General features: G+C 64.5%; 15 protein-coding genes. 9 read left to right on the top strand and 6 right to left on the bottom strand.

The features are described from left to right. The first annotated feature begins 29 nt into the window (after nt 1-29). The 4 genes from KJP30_RS13355 (at nt 30) to KJP30_RS13340 (ending at nt 4,419) form a co-directional block, all read left to right on the top strand. Nucleotides 30-548: an SRPBCC family protein gene (locus KJP30_RS13355; RefSeq protein ID WP_218449765.1), complete on the top strand. Its 519-nt coding sequence runs from the start codon at nt 30-32 to the stop codon at nt 546-548. Nucleotides 549-621: 73 nt separating this feature from the next. Further along, nucleotides 622-1,107, top strand: coding sequence for a (2Fe-2S)-binding protein (locus tag KJP30_RS13350; RefSeq protein ID WP_218449764.1), 486 nt, complete (start codon nt 622-624; stop codon nt 1,105-1,107). Nucleotides 1,108-1,197: 90 nt separating this feature from the next. Then, a complete protein-coding gene (locus tag KJP30_RS13345) occupies nt 1,198-3,570 on the top strand; it encodes a xanthine dehydrogenase family protein molybdopterin-binding subunit (RefSeq protein ID WP_218449763.1) in 2,373 nt (790 codons plus the stop codon). 57 nt (nt 3,571-3,627) lie between these two features. Continuing rightward, on the top strand, nt 3,628-4,419 hold the full coding sequence (locus tag KJP30_RS13340; protein WP_218449762.1) for an FAD binding domain-containing protein: 792 nt from the start codon (nt 3,628-3,630) through the stop codon (nt 4,417-4,419). Nucleotides 4,420-4,553: 134 nt separating this feature from the next. On the opposite strand, the gene KJP30_RS13335 is transcribed toward KJP30_RS13340, so the two are convergent. Continuing rightward, nucleotides 4,554-5,426, bottom strand: coding sequence for an FAD:protein FMN transferase (locus KJP30_RS13335; protein ID WP_218449761.1), 873 nt, complete (start codon nt 5,424-5,426; stop codon nt 4,554-4,556). Then, nucleotides 5,423-7,492: a 4Fe-4S binding protein gene (locus tag KJP30_RS13330; RefSeq protein WP_218449760.1), complete on the bottom strand. Its 2,070-nt coding sequence runs from the start codon at nt 7,490-7,492 to the stop codon at nt 5,423-5,425. The genes KJP30_RS13335 and KJP30_RS13330 overlap by 4 nt, the downstream gene beginning before the upstream one ends. A 98-nt stretch (nt 7,493-7,590) precedes the next feature. Between KJP30_RS13330 and KJP30_RS13325 the strand changes: the two genes are divergently transcribed. The 3 genes from KJP30_RS13325 to KJP30_RS13315 all read left to right on the top strand — a co-directional run bounded on the left by KJP30_RS13325 (nt 7,591) and on the right by KJP30_RS13315 (nt 10,213). Continuing rightward, nucleotides 7,591-8,379 (top strand): ABC transporter permease, encoded by a 789-nt coding sequence (locus tag KJP30_RS13325; protein ID WP_218449759.1) that lies wholly within the window; start codon nt 7,591-7,593, stop codon nt 8,377-8,379. Between the two features lie 107 nt (nt 8,380-8,486). Beyond that, nucleotides 8,487-9,272: a quinoprotein dehydrogenase-associated SoxYZ-like carrier gene (locus tag KJP30_RS13320; protein ID WP_218449758.1), complete on the top strand. Its 786-nt coding sequence runs from the start codon at nt 8,487-8,489 to the stop codon at nt 9,270-9,272. Then, nucleotides 9,272-10,213 carry a quinoprotein relay system zinc metallohydrolase 1 gene (locus KJP30_RS13315; RefSeq protein WP_218449757.1) on the top strand — a complete coding sequence of 314 codons (942 nt, stop codon included), beginning with the start codon at nt 9,272-9,274 and terminating at the stop codon, nt 10,211-10,213. The genes KJP30_RS13320 and KJP30_RS13315 overlap by 1 nt, the downstream gene beginning before the upstream one ends. Before the next feature lie 18 nt (nt 10,214-10,231). Here KJP30_RS13315 and KJP30_RS13310 read toward each other — a convergent pair whose 3' ends face one another. Continuing rightward, nucleotides 10,232-10,807, bottom strand: coding sequence for a rhodanese-like domain-containing protein (locus KJP30_RS13310; protein WP_218449756.1), 576 nt, complete (start codon nt 10,805-10,807; stop codon nt 10,232-10,234). A 125-nt stretch (nt 10,808-10,932) separates the two neighbouring features. Here KJP30_RS13310 and KJP30_RS13305 point away from each other — a divergent pair, with 125 nt between their 5' ends. Next, a complete protein-coding gene (locus KJP30_RS13305) occupies nt 10,933-12,333 on the top strand; it encodes a phosphomannomutase (protein ID WP_218449755.1) in 1,401 nt (466 codons plus the stop codon). 109 nt (nt 12,334-12,442) lie between these two features. Here KJP30_RS13305 and kdsA read toward each other — a convergent pair whose 3' ends face one another. The 3 genes from kdsA to KJP30_RS13290 are packed head-to-tail and all read right to left on the bottom strand — an operon-like array spanning nt 12,443 to nt 14,996. Further along, nucleotides 12,443-13,264 carry a 3-deoxy-8-phosphooctulonate synthase gene (gene kdsA / locus KJP30_RS13300; RefSeq protein ID WP_218449754.1) on the bottom strand — a complete coding sequence of 274 codons (822 nt, stop codon included), beginning with the start codon at nt 13,262-13,264 and terminating at the stop codon, nt 12,443-12,445. Then, complete coding sequence (locus KJP30_RS13295; protein WP_218449753.1) at nt 13,261-14,049, bottom strand: 3-deoxy-manno-octulosonate cytidylyltransferase; 789 nt, start codon at nt 14,047-14,049, stop codon at nt 13,261-13,263. The genes kdsA and KJP30_RS13295 overlap by 4 nt, the downstream gene beginning before the upstream one ends. Further along, complete coding sequence (locus KJP30_RS13290; protein WP_218449752.1) at nt 14,046-14,996, bottom strand: KpsF/GutQ family sugar-phosphate isomerase; 951 nt, start codon at nt 14,994-14,996, stop codon at nt 14,046-14,048. The genes KJP30_RS13295 and KJP30_RS13290 overlap by 4 nt, the downstream gene beginning before the upstream one ends. Before the next feature lie 159 nt (nt 14,997-15,155). Here KJP30_RS13290 and KJP30_RS13285 point away from each other — a divergent pair, with 159 nt between their 5' ends. Then, nucleotides 15,156-16,481: a UDP-glucose dehydrogenase family protein gene (locus KJP30_RS13285; RefSeq protein ID WP_218449751.1), complete on the top strand. Its 1,326-nt coding sequence runs from the start codon at nt 15,156-15,158 to the stop codon at nt 16,479-16,481. The last annotated feature ends 193 nt before the right edge of the window (nt 16,482-16,674 follow it).

Here is a 16,674-nt window from a genome sequence, read left to right as displayed (position 1 = left end):
TGCGCCCAACGGACCGAAAGGGTTGAGACATGCAGATGAGTGACAGCCGCGAGATCGCGGCACCGCGCGACGTCGTTTTCCAGGCGATCCTTGACCCCGAAGTGCTGAAGGCCTGTGTGCCGGGCTGCACCGAGATGTCAGGGTCCGCCGAAGAAGGGTTCGAGGCGACCGTGGTGCAAAAGGTCGGCCCGGTAAAGGCGACCTTCAAGGGGCAGGTCACGCTGTCCGAAATGGATCCGCCGAATTCAGTCACCCTGTCGGGTGAGGGCAAGGGCGGGGCGGCCGGTTTTGCCAAGGGCGGGGCCAAGGTCGATCTGGCCGAAAACGCCGAGGGCGGCACCACGCTGACCTACGAAGTCGAGGCAAAGGTTGGCGGCAAGCTGGCGCAGCTTGGCAGCCGGATCATCGACGGTTTTGCCAAGAAGATGGCCGACCAGTTCTTCGAGAATTTCCAGACCGCCGTCGAAGGCCCCTCCGAAGAGGGCGAAGACGAGGGTGGCGAAGACGGTGCCAAGAAGGGCTGGCTCAAGCGGCTGGTCAAAGGTTGATTTTCCACGTTTCCGCGGTTGGCGTTCTGCCTTCCGCCGTACCCAGACAGACTTCTATCCAGGGAGGATAACAATGGCAGAAGTGACCATGACGGTGAACGGCAAAGCCGTCACCAAGTCGGTCAAGGGCAATACCCTCATGACCGATTTCCTGCGTGAGGAGCTGCGGCTCACCGGCACGCATGTCGGCTGCGATACCTCGCAGTGCGGTGCCTGCAACATCCACGTCAACGGCAAGCTGGTCAAAGCCTGCACCATGTTCGCAGGCGAAGCGGACGGTGCCGAGGTGTCGACCATCGAGGCACAGGCAAACGCGGACGGCTCGCTCAACACCATCCAGCAGGCGTTTCAAGACCATCACGGGCTTCAGTGCGGGTTCTGCACACCGGGCATGGTGATGGCGGCGGCCGCGCTGCTCAAGGATAACCCCAAGCCGACCGAGGCAGAGGTGCGTGACCATCTCGAAGGCAACATCTGCCGCTGCACGGGCTACCACAACATCGTCAAGGCGATCATGGCAGCCAGCGGTCAGGACGTTTCGGCCATCGCGGCCGAGTGAGGTGAACCGCGATGCGCCATGACGGCGCATCCGGCGACAGATGTGTAGGGTGCGCATTCATGCGCACCGACCCCAAAGGGAGGAAAGACCATGCCGAAGGATCATGGCATTGGCGCAAGCCCGAAGCGGCGCGAGGACGTCCGCTTTCTGACTGGTGCCGGGAATTATACCGACGACATCAATATCCACGGTCAGGCCTATGTGCACTTCCTGCGCTCGGACATGGCGCATGGCAAGATCGTCAGCATCGACACCTCGGCGGCCGCGGCCATGCCGGGCGTCGTGCGCATCTTCACCGGCGCCGATTTCGAAGGCGTGGGCGGGCTCCCCTGCGGCTGGCAGGTGACCGACAAAAACGGTGACCCGATGAAGGAACCGGCACACCCGGTTCTGGCCCAGGGCAAGGTTCGCCACGTCGGTGATCCGATCGCCGCGGTTGTTGCCGACAGCCTCGAAGAGGCGCGCACCGCCGCCGAGGCCATCGAGGTCGAGATCGAGGAACTTCCCGCCGTGGTCGACATGGCCGCAGCTCTCGCCGATGGCGCCACCAAGGTGCACGACGATCTGTCCGACAACCTCTGCTATGACTGGCAGTTCGGCACCGACACGGAAACCACCGACAAGGCCTTTGCCGAAGCGGCGCATGTGACCACGCTGAACCTCGTCAACCAGCGATTGGTGGCCAACCCGATGGAGCCGCGCGTGGCGGTGGGCGACTATGCCCGCGCCAACGATGAATCGACGCTCTACACCACCTCGCAGAACCCGCATGTGATCCGGCTTTTGATGGGCGCCTTTGTCCTTGGCATTCCGGAGCACAAGCTGCGCGTGGTGGCCCCGGACGTGGGCGGCGGTTTCGGCACCAAGATCTTCCACTACGCCGAAGAAGCTTTCTGCACCTTTGCCGCCAAGGCCTGCAACCGCCCGGTCAAGTGGACCTCGACCCGGTCCGAGGCCTTCATGTCGGATTGCCACGGTCGTGACCACGTCACCAAGATCGAACTGGCGCTGGATGCGGACAACAACTTTACCGCCGTCCGCACTGACACGATGGCGAACATGGGCGCCTACCTGTCGACCTTCGCCTCGTCCGTGCCCACATGGCTGCACGGCACCCTGATGGCCGGCAACTACAAGACGCCCGCCGTGCAAGTGAACGTCAAGGCGGTCTTCACCACCACGGTTCCGGTGGATGCCTATCGCGGCGCTGGTCGCCCCGAGGCGACGTTCCAGCTGGAGCGTGTGATCGACAAGGCCGCCCGCGAACTGGGTGTCGACCCGATCGCGCTGCGCCGTCAGAACTTCATCACCCAATTCCCCTACGAGACCCCCGTCGCGGTGGCCTATGACACCGGGGATTACGAGGCCACCATGGCCAAGATGGAAGAGCTGATGGACCTGCCCGGTTTCGCGGCCCGCCGCGCGGCCTCCGAGGCCAATGGCAAGCTGCGCGGATTTGGCGTGAACTGCTTCATCGAGGCCTGCGGCATCGCGCCGTCGAACCTTGTGGGTCAGCTTGGCGCGCGTGCGGGTCTGTATGATGCCGCCACGGTCCGCGTGAATGCCACCGGTTCCATCAGCGTCATGGTCGGCGCACACAGCCACGGCCAGGGCCACGAAACCGTGTTCCCGCAGGTCGTGGCCGAGATGCTGGGTATCGACGAATCGATGATCGACATCGTCCATGGTGACAGTTCCAAGATCCCCTTCGGCATGGGCACCTACGGCTCGCGGTCCATCGCGGTCTGCGGTTCGGCCATGGTTCGCGCAACCGAGAAGATCATCAACAAGGCCAAGAAGATCGCCTCTCACCTGCTCGAGGCCTCCGAGGCCGATATCGAGCTGAAGGACGGTCAGTTCTCGGTCGCGGGCACGGATAAATCCGTGGCCTGGGGGGATGTGACGCTTGCCGCCTATGTGCCGCACAACTACCCGCTCGACGACATCGAACCGGGTCTTGAGGAAACGGCCTTCTACGATCCGTCGAACTTCACCTACCCGGCAGGCGCCTATGCCTGCGAGGTCGAAGTGGACCCGGAAACCGGCAAGGTCACCATCGAAAAGTTCGTCTCGGCCGACGACTTCGGCAATGTCATCAACCCGATGATCGTCGAAGGCCAGGTGCATGGCGGGATCGCCCAGGGTATCGGCCAGGCACTGCTGGAAAACTGCGCCTATGACCCGGAAACCGGCCAGCTGCTCAGCGCGTCCTACATGGATTACGCGATGCCGCGCGCCGATGACCTGCCGCATATGGCGAACTACACCGTCGACCATTCCTGTCAGACGCCTTGCACGCACAACCCGCTGGGTGTCAAAGGCTGTGGCGAGGCCGGTGCCATCGGTTCGCCGCCGACAGTGGTCAACGCGGTGATCGACGCGCTCCAGTCCGGTGGCCACAAGGTCGACCACATCGACATGCCCGTGTCGCCCGCGCGCGTCTGGGCTGCGATGAACGGATAATCCCCGCCCCCGGCCCCTGCGACAGCGGGCCGAGGGATCTCAACAGGAGGATAAGAAATGTATTCTTTCGATATGGTTCGGCCGACCAGCGTGGCGGATGCAGCCGCGGCACTTGGCCAGGAAGACGCCCAGGCGCTGGGCGGCGGTCAAACCCTGATCCCGACGCTGAAACAGCGTCTGGCCAGCCCCTCGGTGCTGGTCAGCCTCTCGGCCATCGACGAGATCAAGGGCGTCTGCGTCAATGACGATGGCTCGCTCAGCATCGGCGGCGGCACCACCCATGCAACCGTCGCCGCAGAGGCGGCGGCGCATTATCCGGGTCTCGCCAAACTGGCCGGTGGCATCGGCGATCCGGCGGTCCGCAACCGCGGCACCATCGGCGGCAGCCTCGCCAACAACGACCCGTCCGCCTGCTACCCGGCGGCGGCGCTTGGCTCCGGCGCGACCATCGTCACCAACACCCGCGAAATCGCGGCGGATGACTATTTCCAGGGCATGTTCACCACCGCCCTGGAAGAGGGTGAGATCATCACCTCGGTCCGCTTCCCGGTCCCCGAGGTCGCCGGCTACGCCAAGTTCGAACAGCCCGCCTCGCGCTTTGCGCTGACGGCTGTTTTCGTGTCCAAGGGGGCCGATGGCGTGCGCGTTGCCGTCACCGGCGCGTCCGAAGACGGCGTGTTCCGCTGGACCGAGGCCGAAGAGGCACTCTCGGCGAACTTCTCGCCCGATGCCGTGGCCGGTCTTTCGGTGCCAGCCGATGGCATGATCTCGGATCTGCACGGCACCGGCGCCTATCGCGCCCATCTTGTCGGCGTGATGACCAAACGCGCGGTTGCCGCCGCCAGCTAAGGTGCGGCCCACCTACAAAGGAAAACCCCCGGTCACAGCGCCCGGGGGTTTTTTTGTGTCCCGACGCCCGGGCTTCTTCTTGGTTGAAATACTCCGGGGGAATCGACCGCAGGGAGATGGGGGCAGCGCCCCCGTCACAGGCTGCGCAGATTCCCTTGGTCGTCCAACACGGTGATCCGGTGCAGCCTCGCCTCCTGTTTCAATCGCCGCAATCGGGGCAGGTCCATGAACACCGCCGCCGTTGACAGGGCATCCGCCATGGTCGCGCCATCGGCCTCGATGCTGACCGTGGACCAAAGCGGCGCGCGCCCGTCCGGAGACAGGATGTGCCCGGTGCCGCCAAGCCGCAGCGCGCCGGGGCTGGAGGTGGCCACGGCCCTGTTTGACAGCTCCAGCGCCGAGAACATCCCGAACTCCGGGTCCTCCATCCGCAGATCGAAGGCTCCGCCCAATGCCTGATGCTCGCCGATATGGATCAGCGCCTTTTCAAAGCCGCGCTTTTGCAGGGCTGCGGCGATAGTCTCGGTCGCAAACCCCTGCGCAATTCCGTTCAGGGTCATTTGCTGACCCGGGCCAAGCGTCACCGGCCCCACAGCCGGGACCTGCACCTGTTCCCAGCCGATCAGGCGGCGGGCGGGGGCCGGGTCTTTGCCGCGGGCAAGTGCTTGCCACAAGGGTTGAACCGTCGGATCGAACAACCCGTCCGTCAACCGCCAGGCCTTGTCACAGGCTTCGAGCAGGGTCCGGAAATACGGGCCGCAAGGCCACTGACCGGCGCGGTTCAGCCGGGCGAGGGTGGAGTCCGGATCATAAAGGCTGAACTGGCCTTCGATGCCGGACAACATCCCCGGCAGGGCGGCCAGCAGGCGCTCGGTCCGCTCCGCCGGCCCAAAAAGCGTAATCGCTGCATCAGCCCCCAAGGCCCGCCCGGTCCAGCTTGCGGCCTGCCCGGTCAGGGGCGCGCCGGCAAAGGCTGCGGCCAAAGTCAGGAATCTGCGCCGTTTCATGCCGCCTTCCTCCGCTCGCGTGCCTTCAGGACCAGCGGCACACATTGCGCCGGGTCGTCGTGGATCTTCACGCAGTCCAGACAGCCAAAGCATTCGGCATAGTCGATCTTGCCCGTTCGGGGGATCGCCTGATACTTGCAGCGCACCGAACACAGCTGGCACGGGCTGCCGCATTCCGCCCGCCGCGCGATCCAGTCACGCCCGCGCAGCACACCGCCCAACGCCATCAGCGCGCCCAATGGGCAGATGTAGCGGCAAAAGCCCTTGAACAGCACCGCCGACAACAGCAACAGCCCCGCAGCATAAGCGACATAGTACCATTCGCGGACGAAAAAGGTGGTCACGGCCGTCTTGAACGGTTCCACCTCGGCCGCCGTGTCTAGCACCCCGGGCGCGACAAAGATCAGCCCGATCAACCCGGCCAGCACCACGTATTTCACACCTTTCAGCCGCGCGTCCCACCGGGCCGGAACCTCGATCTGAGGCAGACGCAAGGCACGCCCGATGTGATGCGCAAACTCTTGCATCGCGCCGAAAGGGCACAGCCAGCCGCAGAAAAGCGCCCGCCCCCAGACGACAAATCCGACAATCGCCGCGGCCCAGACCAGCAACGAAAACGGATCGTACAGCAGGAAAGCATAGCTGCCGCCTTCCCATGCGGCCCGGACCACGCCGATCACGGTCACGATGGACAGCTGCCCCTGGCCCCACCAGCCGACAAAGCCGGTCATCAGCGCCAGCAGACCCAGACGCACCGGCGTGAACCAGCGCAGCGCAGCCAACTGGCTTTGCCGCCACATCAGGACCGGCAGCAACAGCGCCAGCCCCGCGCCCAGCACGATCAGGTCAATCCGGCGTTCCCGCAGCGCCCCGCGCCACGGCGGCAGCGGTTTCGGCACTTCGTCGCGGGCAAAGAACCGGGCATCGGTGGCCTGCGTCGAAGACAGCGTCACGCTGCCCACCTGCGGCATGAAAGAGCCATGTTCGCGCACGGCCTCGATATGCAGGGTCCAGTCCTCGGTCGGATCGAAGCCCAGCCGCCGGTCAGTACGCAGGATCATCGCGGTCCCGTCCTTGAGCCGGTCGGGCATCGAATCGTTCAGCGAAAACAGCAGGTCACTGTCGCGCAGCGCCACCGGCAGGCCAAACTGCTCGGCGCTGATAAGGTCGGGTGAGGTATTGCGGACAAACTCCTCTGTCACCAGCCCGTGCCGCCCGGCCTCGATCAGCAGGATCGGCTCGTCAAAGGTCGAGATCGTCAGGAACTCCTGCAACTCGGCAAAAGAGGCCGCGTCCAGCACCGCCCGCGCGATCGAAGGCGGGCCAAGGTCGACAATCCACAGGTCAAGAAAGGCACCCTCCGGATCGGCTTTGGCGTCCGGGTCGTCGTCTTCCCACAGGGTTCCGGCAAAGGCCGCGTCGATCTGGGCATTGGTGACAAGGTGCCGGGTGGCCAACCCTTGCGCCACAAGATCGGCCCATGTCAGCGCCTCGTCGACCTTCGGATCGGGGTAGGCAGGCGGCTGGGTCGACACGCCCTGCATCTTTTCGCGGGCCACCTGCAAGGTCGCGGCAAGGATCGACTCATGCGCGATCCGCACGCTGGCCGTCGCCTTGGTCACGCCGTCAAGATAGACCAGCGCGCTGGTGCCCCCGCTTTCGCCATAGGGGGTGCCCACCACCATCGGCGCGGAAATCGCATGGCCCCTGTACTGGGTGAAAAACTGCTCAAAGGCCGCTTGTCCAAGGCCCGAGACAAAGATCGGCTCGTTATGCGCGATCAGTTTTACATCCAGAAACCGCCCCTCGAGGTCCAGCATGACCAGCGCGTTGATCGGCGCGCCGGAAAACCCGGGAAGCGGCGCAAGCGGTTCCGTTTCAAAAACATAGCCCGCCGTGATCCCGCCTGCGTTTTCCAGCGTCCAGACGCCTTTGTCATTGACCGGCTCACCCAGCAGGAAGGGCGGAATGATCTGGTCGGCCAGCGCCTCTCGCGTCAGCGGTTCGGCCCGCAGAGGACCGGCCAGCAAAAGAAAACCAAGCAGGAGAGACAGGAAAAACCGCATGGCAGGACCGTAGGGGGCCTCTTTGATCCTCCCAACTACGACCTTGGTCCCATTTGCCAACAGGGGGTCCGCGCGGTCCCATGTGGGCAGGAGGAGACATGGGCATTCCCGCCAGACCGGAACATGCGCGCAACCCGCTGGTGATCGTGGTGTCACTGGCCGGTCTTGTCGCGGTCTGGTGGCTGGGGGCCCTGTCCATGGCCGACCCCGACATCCTGCCGACCCCGCAACAGGTCTGGACCGTGATCGCGGCCGAGGCCGCGTCGGGCGAGTTGTGGCTTCACACGGGCATGACGCTCAGCCGCGTGATCGCGGCCTTTGTCTTTGCCATGGGAATCGGCTCGGTTCTCGGGGTGCTGCTGGGGCTGTATCCCAGGTTGAACACGTGGGTCGATCCATGGGTGGTGGTCTTTCTGAACCTTCCCGCGCTGGTGGTCATCGTTCTGGCCTATCTCTGGATCGGTCTGAACGAAGTAGCCGCCATCGTCGCGGTTTCCGTCAACAAGACCGCCATGGTCGTCGTTACCGTGCGCGAAGGCGTGCGCGCCCGCGACCGGCAGGTGGGCGAGATGGCGCAGGTCTTTGGCCTGTCGCGCTGGATGCGGTTCCGCCATGTCTTGTTGCCACAATTGGCACCGTTCCTGTCGACGGCGGTGCGCAACGGGCTGGCCGTGATCTGGAAGATCGTGCTGGTGGTGGAATTCCTTGGTCGGGGCAACGGTGTCGGGTTCCAGATCCACTTGTATTTCCAGCTGTTCGATACGGCCACGGTGCTGGCCTACAGCCTTAGTTTCGTCGCCGTCATGCTGCTGATCGAATACCTCGTGGTCCAGACATCCGAGGCCCAATCCGCTCGTTGGCGGCGTTTGCAAAGGGCGGCGGCCTGACGCGGATGTGATCGAAACCGCCCCGAATCTACGACCATAGGCGAGGTGATGCACGGAGGGGCGCGTGCTAGCCTGCCGGGTGAATGGCACGACAGGGAGGGTCCGCCATGTTTTTCCGTACCGCGTTTGCCGCGATTCTTGCCGTTGCAGGCACTGCCGCGCTTGCCCTCGACGATCCGCAGACCCCTTTGCAGGATCCGATGGAGTCCGGCATGTGGGATTATCACCAGAAGGGACTTCTGGGTGATCCCGCCGACATCCGGTTCGATGACCGCGTCGTGGTGCGGGGACCTGTCTCTGCCGAGGATAGCTTGAACGTGCCCCTGCTGGTGGACGCGACCGCCATTCCCGAGGTCAAGCGCATCGTCGTCAGCGCCGACTACGGCCCGATCCCGCATATTCTGACCTACTACCCCCAACAGGCGCAGGCCAAGCTGGCGCTGCGGTTCAAGATCGATCAGGCCACCGCCATCCGGGCCAGCGTGGAAACGAAATCCGGTCAATGGTTTGTCGGTTCGGCCTATATCGACGCCGCCGGTGGCGGCTGTACTGCGCCGGCCCATGCCTATGCTTCGGATGACTGGGAGGAAAAGCTGGGCGAGGTGCACGGACGGCTTTGGGCGGCGGCGGGCCGCGCGCGGCTGGTGGTCGATCACCCGATGGACACCGGTCTGGCCGACGGCATTCCCGTTTTCATCATCGAGGATCTTGCCCTTCAGGCCGAGGATGGCACTGCACTGGCGCGGCTGGAATTGCGCGAACCGGTGAACGAGGATCCGGCCTTTACCTTCTACTTTGCCGAAGGCGCGCTGCCGGCTTCGGTCAAGGTGGTCGGGCGCGACAACAACGGCAACAAGATCCGCGGCCTGCTGAGCGAAGGTGAACTGAACTGATGCTGACCAGACGTACTGCCCTTGGCCTGCTGGCAAGCCTGCCGCTGGCCCCGCGCGCCTTTGCCCAGGCGCGGCTGAGCTATGACCTGACCGCCAAGCCGGTCACGGACGGTATCTGGATGGTCGAAGGATCGACCGAATACTTCACGATGGAAAACGGCGGCGCCATCGTGAACGTGGTTTTCATCAAGGGGGACAGCGGGTTGATCCTGATCGACACCGGATCGTCCCGCCGCTATGGCGAGGCGCTGGTGACGCTGGCGCGCAGTCTCGACATCCGCGGCATCTCGGCGGTGGTGAACACGCATCACCACCCGGACCATTTCTTTGGCAATCAGGTCTTTGCCGGAACGCCGATCCACGCGCTGGGCGAAACCCGGCAGGCCGCGCTGGCCGAAGGCGAAGGTTTTGCCGACAACATGTACCGCCTTCTGGGTGACTGGATGCGCGGCACCGAGGTGGTGCCGCCGACCGACGTGCTGCCCGGGGGCGACGTACGGCTGGACGGGCGCGATTTCCTTGCCCTGCCGCTGGGTGGGCACACCGTGGCCGATCTGGCGCTGCTGGACCGTCGGACCGGGACGCTGATCGCCGGAGACCTCGTGTTTCACAACCGCGCGCCCACCACGCCAAGCGCAGACCTGCCGCGCTGGCAGGGCGCGCTGGATGCGCTTCAGGCGGAACGCCCTGCGCTGGTGATCCCGGGCCACGGCCCGGCCGATCCCACGGGGGCCGCCATCACCCAGACCCGTGACTACCTGACATGGCTGGACAAGACCCTGCGAGAGGGCGCCCGCGCCGGGTTGGACATGATCGAGCTGATCGAAACGCCGTTGCCGGACAGGTTCGCCGCGATGGGCGCGCAACCGCAGGAATATCAACGCTCGATCGCGCATCTTTTTCCCGGCATCGAGGTGCAGGAGCTGCCGCGCGGAAACTGACGGGCCATTCCCGGCCCGTCAATCGACGTTCACCGGGACAGGTTCTACCGGGACCAGATCCTCGCCAATGTCCAGCCAGCCGTCGGTTCCCAGCCGGAACCAGTAGACGCGGCTGTATCCCAGCGCCGCGATCCGTTGCGCGGCGTTCCAGCTCATCCAGCAATCGGCCACGCAATAGACCAGTAGGGCGCGCGCCTTGTCGCCCTGCGTCATCCGTTCAAGGTTGCTGGCCAGATAGTCTGTCATCACATCGCCAAGCTGCCCACGGCCCACCTCTGGCAACCAGACCGCGCCCGGCAGGCTCAACCGCTGTTTCGAAACCAGCCAGGTGCCGTCCAACTCGTCGAACCGCGATTGCTGCGCCGCGAAGACATCCAGCGCCACCGCGCCGTCGTTCAGCAGGTCGCGTGCTTCCTCAGGCGAAACCAGCACCGCAGGGGCCGGAATGTCATCGGGCGTCGGTGCCCTTTGCCGCCCGATGCGATAGCCCGTTTCCGGATCGAAAAGCTCGGGCCGACGCGCCTGATGGTCGGCATAAGGCGCGGCCTGCAAAGGCAGGGCAAAGAGGCAAAACAGAACCAGCAGGTGTTTCATGGGCACAGGATAGGCTGGCTTGCCACGCCGCGGAACCCGCTCTTGCCTTCCGCGTACAGAGCCGGGAAAAGGACCGCATGCCCCTTGGGCGTGAGAAAATGCATTTCAACGATAGGGACAGGACCATGGCCCCGAAATTCGGTACAAGCGGCCTGCGCGGCCTTGTGGTGGAACTGACCGAAGCGCTGGTGCGCGATTACGTCATCGCCTTTCTGCATGCTTGCCCGCACGGCGGGGCGGTGCATGTGGGCCGCGATTTGCGCCCCTCCTCGCCACAGATCGCCGAATGGGTGATCGCCGCTGTGCGGGCCAATGGTATCGATGCGGTGGATTGCGGCGTGGTGCCGACCCCGGCTCTGGCGCTGTCCTCTCTGAACGCGGGTGTCGCGGCTGTCATGGTGACGGGCAGTCACATCCCTGCCGACCGCAACGGGCTGAAATTCTACGTTCCCACCGGCGAGATCGCCAAATCCGACGAGGCATTGATCAACGGCGCATTGGGCAAGGCCCCGGCAGACGGGCCACAAGGCACCCTGACCCGGGCCGACGCCCGGGCCGCCTATGTCGCGCGGTACACCGATGCTTTTGGACCCAAGGCGCTCGACGGGCTGCGCGTCGGCGTCTACCAGCACAGTTCGGTCGCGCGTGACATCATGGTCGAGGTGGTCGACGCGCTGGGCGGCACTGCCATCCCCATCGCCCGGTCGGATGTGTTCATCCCCGTCGACACCGAGGCACTGGACCCCGACACCAAGGAACTCTTTGCCGGATGGTTCGCGGAACATGGGCTGGACGTCCTGGTCTCCACCGACGGCGATGCCGACCGCCCGATGCTGGTGGACGACGCACAACGTGTCATCCCCGGCGACGTGCTGGGGGCCGTGACAGCCCGCGCGCTGGGCGCAAAATCCATCTGCACACCGGTGTCCTCGAACACGATGATCGACGCCAAGGAAGCGTTTGACTTCGACCACATCGCTCGCACGAAAATCGGTTCCCCCTTCGTGATTGCCGCGATGGAAGAGGCGCTGGCCAGCGACCCGAAGACGCGCGTCGTGGGGTATGAGGCCAATGGCGGCTTTCTGCTGGGCTTTGACGCCGAAATATCCAAGAGCCAACTGGCCCCGCTGATGACGCGCGATTGCCTGCTGCCCATGCTGGCCCCGCTCGGCGCCGCCCGCAGCGCGGGTCAACCGCTCTCGCAACTCATCGACGCGCTGCCGCCCCGCTTTACCGCTGCCGATCGCATCCAGGGGATCGAAACGGAGACCTCCAAGGCCTTCATCGCGCGCCTTTCCGGCGATGCCGCCGCGCGCGCGGATTTCTTTGCGGCAACCGGGTTGGAAACCGCACTGGACGAGACAGACGGGCTGCGGGTGACCTTTGGCACGGGGGACGTGGTCCACCTGCGCCCGTCAGGCAATGCACCCGAATTCCGCTGCTACGCCGAGGCCAACAGCCGCGAAACCGCCACGGCGTTGGTCGAAACATATCTTGGAAAGCTGCGGGAAACGCTTTCCAACTGAGCGCCGCGCGCGTGGCGGCCTTGGATTGAGTATTTTTCACCAAGAAGAAGCCCAAACCTGGTTTCTTCTTGGTCCAAATACTCAAAAAATCTGACGGCAGATGCCTGCATCAGGCGGTTTTGGTCAGCGCATCGACCGCCGCGAGGCCTTTTAGCAGGCGGGGCAGATCGTCGATCGGCACCATGTTCGGCCCGTCGCTGGGAGCGTTGTCCGGGTCGTCATGGGTTTCGATGAAGACAGCGGCGCAGCCGACGGCCACGGCAGCGCGGGCCAACGGTTCGACGAACTGGCGTTGACCGCCCGAGGATGTGCCTTGGCCTCCGGGCAGTTGCACCGAATGCGTCGCATCGAAGACGACCGGATAGCCGGTTTCCGCCATGATCGGCAGCGACCGCATGTCCGAAACCAGCATGTTGTAACCGAACGAGGCGCCGCGCTCGCAAAGCATGATTTTCTCATTTCCGGTCGAGGCAATCTTGTCCGCGACATTGGCCATGTCCCAGGGTGCAAGGAACTGGCCTTTCTTGACGTTGATCGCGGCGCCAGTTTCGCCCGCCGCCAGCAGCAGGTCGGTTTGGCGTGACAGGAAGGCCGGGATTTGCAGCACATCGACCGCCGAGGCGACGGTGGCGCATTGATCCGGCCCGTGCACATCGGTCAGGACCGGTACGTCGAATTCGGACCGGATGGTCGACAGGACGCGCAGGCCCTCCTCCATGCCGATGCCGCGTTTGCCTTGCAGCGACGACCGGTTGGCCTTGTCATAGCTGCCCTTGAAGATCCAGTTGATGCCAGCCGCATCCGCCGCCTTGGCGATGCGCTCTGCCAGCATTCGCGCATGGTCCAGCGATTCCAGCTGGCAGGGTCCGGCGATCAGGGTAAAGGGCGCGCTGTTCGACACCGTCAGCTTGCCTATGGATACGTCCGTCATGCGATGCCTTCCTTTGCCAGCACACTTTCGATGCGCGCTACGTCGACAGGGTTGTTGAGCTCCCAGAACACCCGGCCCTTGCCGTCCACGGGAACGCAGGTGACCGGCACGCCGTTTTCGAGAAAGCGCAGTTGTTCCAGCCCCTCGGCCTTTTCCAGCGGGCCTTCGTTCCAGGACATGTAGGCCGTCAGTGCGGCGGGCCGATAGGCATAGACCCCGACGTGGTGCCAGACCTCGGGCGGGGTCTCCAGCGAACCGACGAAGGGCAGCACTTCTTTCGAGAAGTAAAGTGCGGTGCCGTCGGCCCGGGCCACCGCCGTGGTGCCGCCGACCCGGCCGTTCTGACGGTCGGTCACGAAATTGGCCAGTGTCTGGGCATCGCAGCGCAGGATCGGCGTGGCCATCTGCACCTTGGGATCCGCCATGCGGTCGATCAGCGCCTCGACGAACCATGCCGGCGTCAGCGGGGCGTCGCCTTGCAGGTTCACCACGCAATCCGGCGTCTCGGGCAGTTGCGCCACCCCTTCGGCACAGCGTTCCGTGCCGTTACGGGCCTTTTCCGAGGTCATCAGCACATCGGCGCCGAATCCGCGCGCGGCCTTGGCGATCCGGTCGTCGTCGGTCAGCACATAGACCGCATCGGCGCCTTTGACCGATTTTGCCGCCTCCCAGCTGCGCTGGATCAGCGTCTTTGCCTCGCCACTTGCCCCCTTGAGCGCGACCAGAGGCTTGCCCGGGTAGCGGGTCGAGGCATAGCGGGCGGGGATGAAGATGACCGCGCTCATGCCACACCTGCCCGCAGCGCGTCGTGGATGTGCAGCAGGCCGACCAGCCGGTCGCCTTCAGTGACCAGAAGTACCGTGCGTTTGGTGGTGTTCATGATGCCCAGAGCCTCGATCAGCAGGGTGTCGGGGGCGGTGACCAGGGGGCCGCGCGTCGCGACCTCTCCGGCGGTGCGGTCCATCAGCCCCTCCATGTTGCGGCGCAGGTCGCCGTCGGTGATGATCCCGGTCAGGGTTTCCCCCTCGACCAGCGCCGCCACGCCAAAGCCTTTCTGGCTCATGACCAGCAGGCATTCGGACATCGGCGTGTCATTCTGCACCAGCGGCAGTTCCTCGCCCCGGTGCATCACCGCCGAAACATGCAGCAACTGCGCGCCCAGCGTCCCGCCCGGGTGAAAGGCGGCAAAGTTTGCCCGGTCGAACCCGCGCGATTGCATCATCGCCACCGCCAGCGCGTCGCCCAGTGCCATGGCCATGGTGGTCGAGGTCGTGGGCGCCATGCCGATGGCGCAGGCCTCGGGCGCGTCCGGCATCAGCAGCAGGAAATCGGCAGCCCGCGCCAATGTGCTTTCGGCCCCCTTGGTCATGGCCACCAGCGGCACGTTGAACCGTGCGCAATGGGCGATCATGTCGGCCAGTTCCCGCGTCTCGCCCGAGTTTGAAATCAGGATCACCGCGTCATTGGGGGTGATCATGCCAAGGTCCCCGTGGCTGGCCTCGCCCGGATGGACCGCCTGCGCCGGCGTCCCGGTCGAGGCAAAAGTCGCGGCGATCTTGTTTGCCACATGACCGGACTTGCCCATGCCCGAGACGATCACGCGCCCCTGCACTTGCAACAGTCGCGCAACGACCGCATCGAAATCCTGTGGAAGCTCGTCGCCGAGGCGCGCAAGGGCCGCGCTTTCGGTGGCAAGGACGGTACGGGCGACCTCTGTCGGGCTTTGCGTCATCGGGTATGCTCGGCTCTCATTCTGCCGCGTGCATTAGCGGCAATCACCGGTCTTGTCCAATCGCGCAACAGTTTGCCGCTCCGGGGACGCCTTGCGTTGACATTTCCCCCCGCTGCCCTCCATGACGGCGCCATAGAGACAAGGCAAGGGATCGCCACCATGAAGATTGCCATGATCGGAACGGGCTATGTCGGCCTCGTATCCGGAGTTTGCTTTTCGGATTTTGGACATGAAGTTGTTTGCGTGGACAAGGATCCGCGCAAGATCGAGATGCTGGAACAGGGGCAGGTGCCGATTTACGAACCCGGCCTCGACGTGCTGATGCACAAGAACGTCGAAGCAGGACGGCTGAGCTTTACGCTTGATCTGAACAGTGCCATCGACGGGGCCGATGCGGTCTTTATCGCGGTGGGTACGCCGACGCGCCGGGGGGACGGCCACGCCGATCTGACCTACGTGATGGCCGCCGCCGAGGAAATCGCCCGTGCCGCCAAGGACTACGTTGTTGTCGTAACAAAATCGACGGTGCCCGTGGGTACCAACCGCAAGGTCAAGGAGGCGGTCGCCGTCGCCAATCCCGCGCTTGATTTCGACGTGGCCTCCAACCCGGAATTCTTGCGCGAAGGCGCGGCCATCGACGATTTCATGAAACCCGACCGCGTGGTTGTGGGCGTCGAGAACGACCGCGCCGCACAGGTTATGGCTGAAATCTACCGGCCGCTCTACCTGCGCGATTTTCCCATCGTCACAACCGATCTCGAATCGGCCGAGATGATCAAATACGCTGCCAATGCCTTTCTCGCGACCAAGATCACCTTCATCAACGAGATCGCGGCACTGTGTGAAAAGGTCGGCGCAGATGTCAAATCCGTGTCCAAGGGCATGGGGATGGACGGACGTATCGGCAACAAGTTCCTGCACGCGGGCCCGGGATATGGCGGCTCCTGCTTCCCGAAGGACACAAAGGCACTGGCCCGCATCGGGCAGGAACACGCCAGCCCGATCTCGATCGTCGAAACGGTCATCAAGATCAACGAGGACGTCAAGCGCCGGATGCTCGACAAGCTCAGCGATCTTTGCGACGGCGGTTTCAACGGCAAGACGGTGGCCGTGCTGGGTGTGACCTTCAAACCCAATACCGACGACATGCGCGATGCCCCCTCGCTGACGATCGTTCCGGCGCTGGTCGGCGGCGGCGCCAAGGTCCGCGTGGTCGATCCCCAGGGTCGGCGCGAAGGCGAACACCTGCTGCCGGGCGTGACATGGCATGACGATCCTTACGCGGCGGCCGAGGGGGCCGACCTGCTGGTCATCCTCACCGAGTGGAACGAATTCCGCGCGCTTGACCTGTCGCGCCTCGCGGGATCCATGGCGCAGGCGAAACTGGCGGATCTGCGCAACATCTATGCACCCGCCGATGCCAAGGCTGCGGGGTTCACCGGATACGAAAGCATCGGCCGCGCGGGTTTCCCCGAACGCGCCTGAACCGCTTGGACCAACATCAAGAAACGCCGCCCGGATCTCCCCGGGGCGGCGTTTTTCATGCGCCGCCTGACACCTGACACCTGACATCTGACGGCCTATGCCCAACCGGTCCCACCAAGGCGGGCGCCCTGCTTCTTCTTGGCAAAAATACTCTGGGGGAGTCGGCTCTGCCGACGGGGGCAAAGCCCCCACT

It is taken from the genome of Antarctobacter sediminis (genome assembly GCF_019218285.1).
Lineage (GTDB): Bacteria > Pseudomonadota > Alphaproteobacteria > Rhodobacterales > Rhodobacteraceae > Antarctobacter > Antarctobacter sediminis.
Note: the sequence above shows the minus strand (reverse complement) of the source record. Positions and strands in the feature narration are given on the sequence as shown.

What these genes read in the sequence shown, in the direction of transcription:
- KJP30_RS13345 (WP_218449763.1), top strand. Translation starts at nt 1,198, where the DNA reads ATGCCGAAGGATCATGGCATTGGCGCAAGCCCGAAGCGGCGCGAGGAC.
- KJP30_RS13350 (WP_218449764.1), top strand. Translation starts at nt 622, where the DNA reads ATGGCAGAAGTGACCATGACGGTGAACGGCAAAGCCGTCACCAAGTCG.
- KJP30_RS13295 (WP_218449753.1), bottom strand. Translation starts at nt 14,049, where the DNA reads ATGAGCGCGGTCATCTTCATCCCCGCCCGCTATGCCTCGACCCGCTAC.
- KJP30_RS13320 (WP_218449758.1), top strand. Translation starts at nt 8,487, where the DNA reads ATGTTTTTCCGTACCGCGTTTGCCGCGATTCTTGCCGTTGCAGGCACT.
- KJP30_RS13285 (WP_218449751.1), top strand. Translation starts at nt 15,156, where the DNA reads ATGAAGATTGCCATGATCGGAACGGGCTATGTCGGCCTCGTATCCGGA.
- KJP30_RS13355 (WP_218449765.1), top strand. Translation starts at nt 30, where the DNA reads ATGCAGATGAGTGACAGCCGCGAGATCGCGGCACCGCGCGACGTCGTT.
- kdsA (WP_218449754.1), bottom strand. Translation starts at nt 13,264, where the DNA reads ATGACGGACGTATCCATAGGCAAGCTGACGGTGTCGAACAGCGCGCCC.
- KJP30_RS13330 (WP_218449760.1), bottom strand. Translation starts at nt 7,492, where the DNA reads ATGCGGTTTTTCCTGTCTCTCCTGCTTGGTTTTCTTTTGCTGGCCGGT.
- KJP30_RS13310 (WP_218449756.1), bottom strand. Translation starts at nt 10,807, where the DNA reads ATGAAACACCTGCTGGTTCTGTTTTGCCTCTTTGCCCTGCCTTTGCAG.
- KJP30_RS13290 (WP_218449752.1), bottom strand. Translation starts at nt 14,996, where the DNA reads ATGACGCAAAGCCCGACAGAGGTCGCCCGTACCGTCCTTGCCACCGAA.
- KJP30_RS13340 (WP_218449762.1), top strand. Translation starts at nt 3,628, where the DNA reads ATGTATTCTTTCGATATGGTTCGGCCGACCAGCGTGGCGGATGCAGCC.
- KJP30_RS13305 (WP_218449755.1), top strand. Translation starts at nt 10,933, where the DNA reads ATGGCCCCGAAATTCGGTACAAGCGGCCTGCGCGGCCTTGTGGTGGAA.
- KJP30_RS13335 (WP_218449761.1), bottom strand. Translation starts at nt 5,426, where the DNA reads ATGAAACGGCGCAGATTCCTGACTTTGGCCGCAGCCTTTGCCGGCGCG.
- KJP30_RS13315 (WP_218449757.1), top strand. Translation starts at nt 9,272, where the DNA reads ATGCTGACCAGACGTACTGCCCTTGGCCTGCTGGCAAGCCTGCCGCTG.
- KJP30_RS13325 (WP_218449759.1), top strand. Translation starts at nt 7,591, where the DNA reads ATGGGCATTCCCGCCAGACCGGAACATGCGCGCAACCCGCTGGTGATC.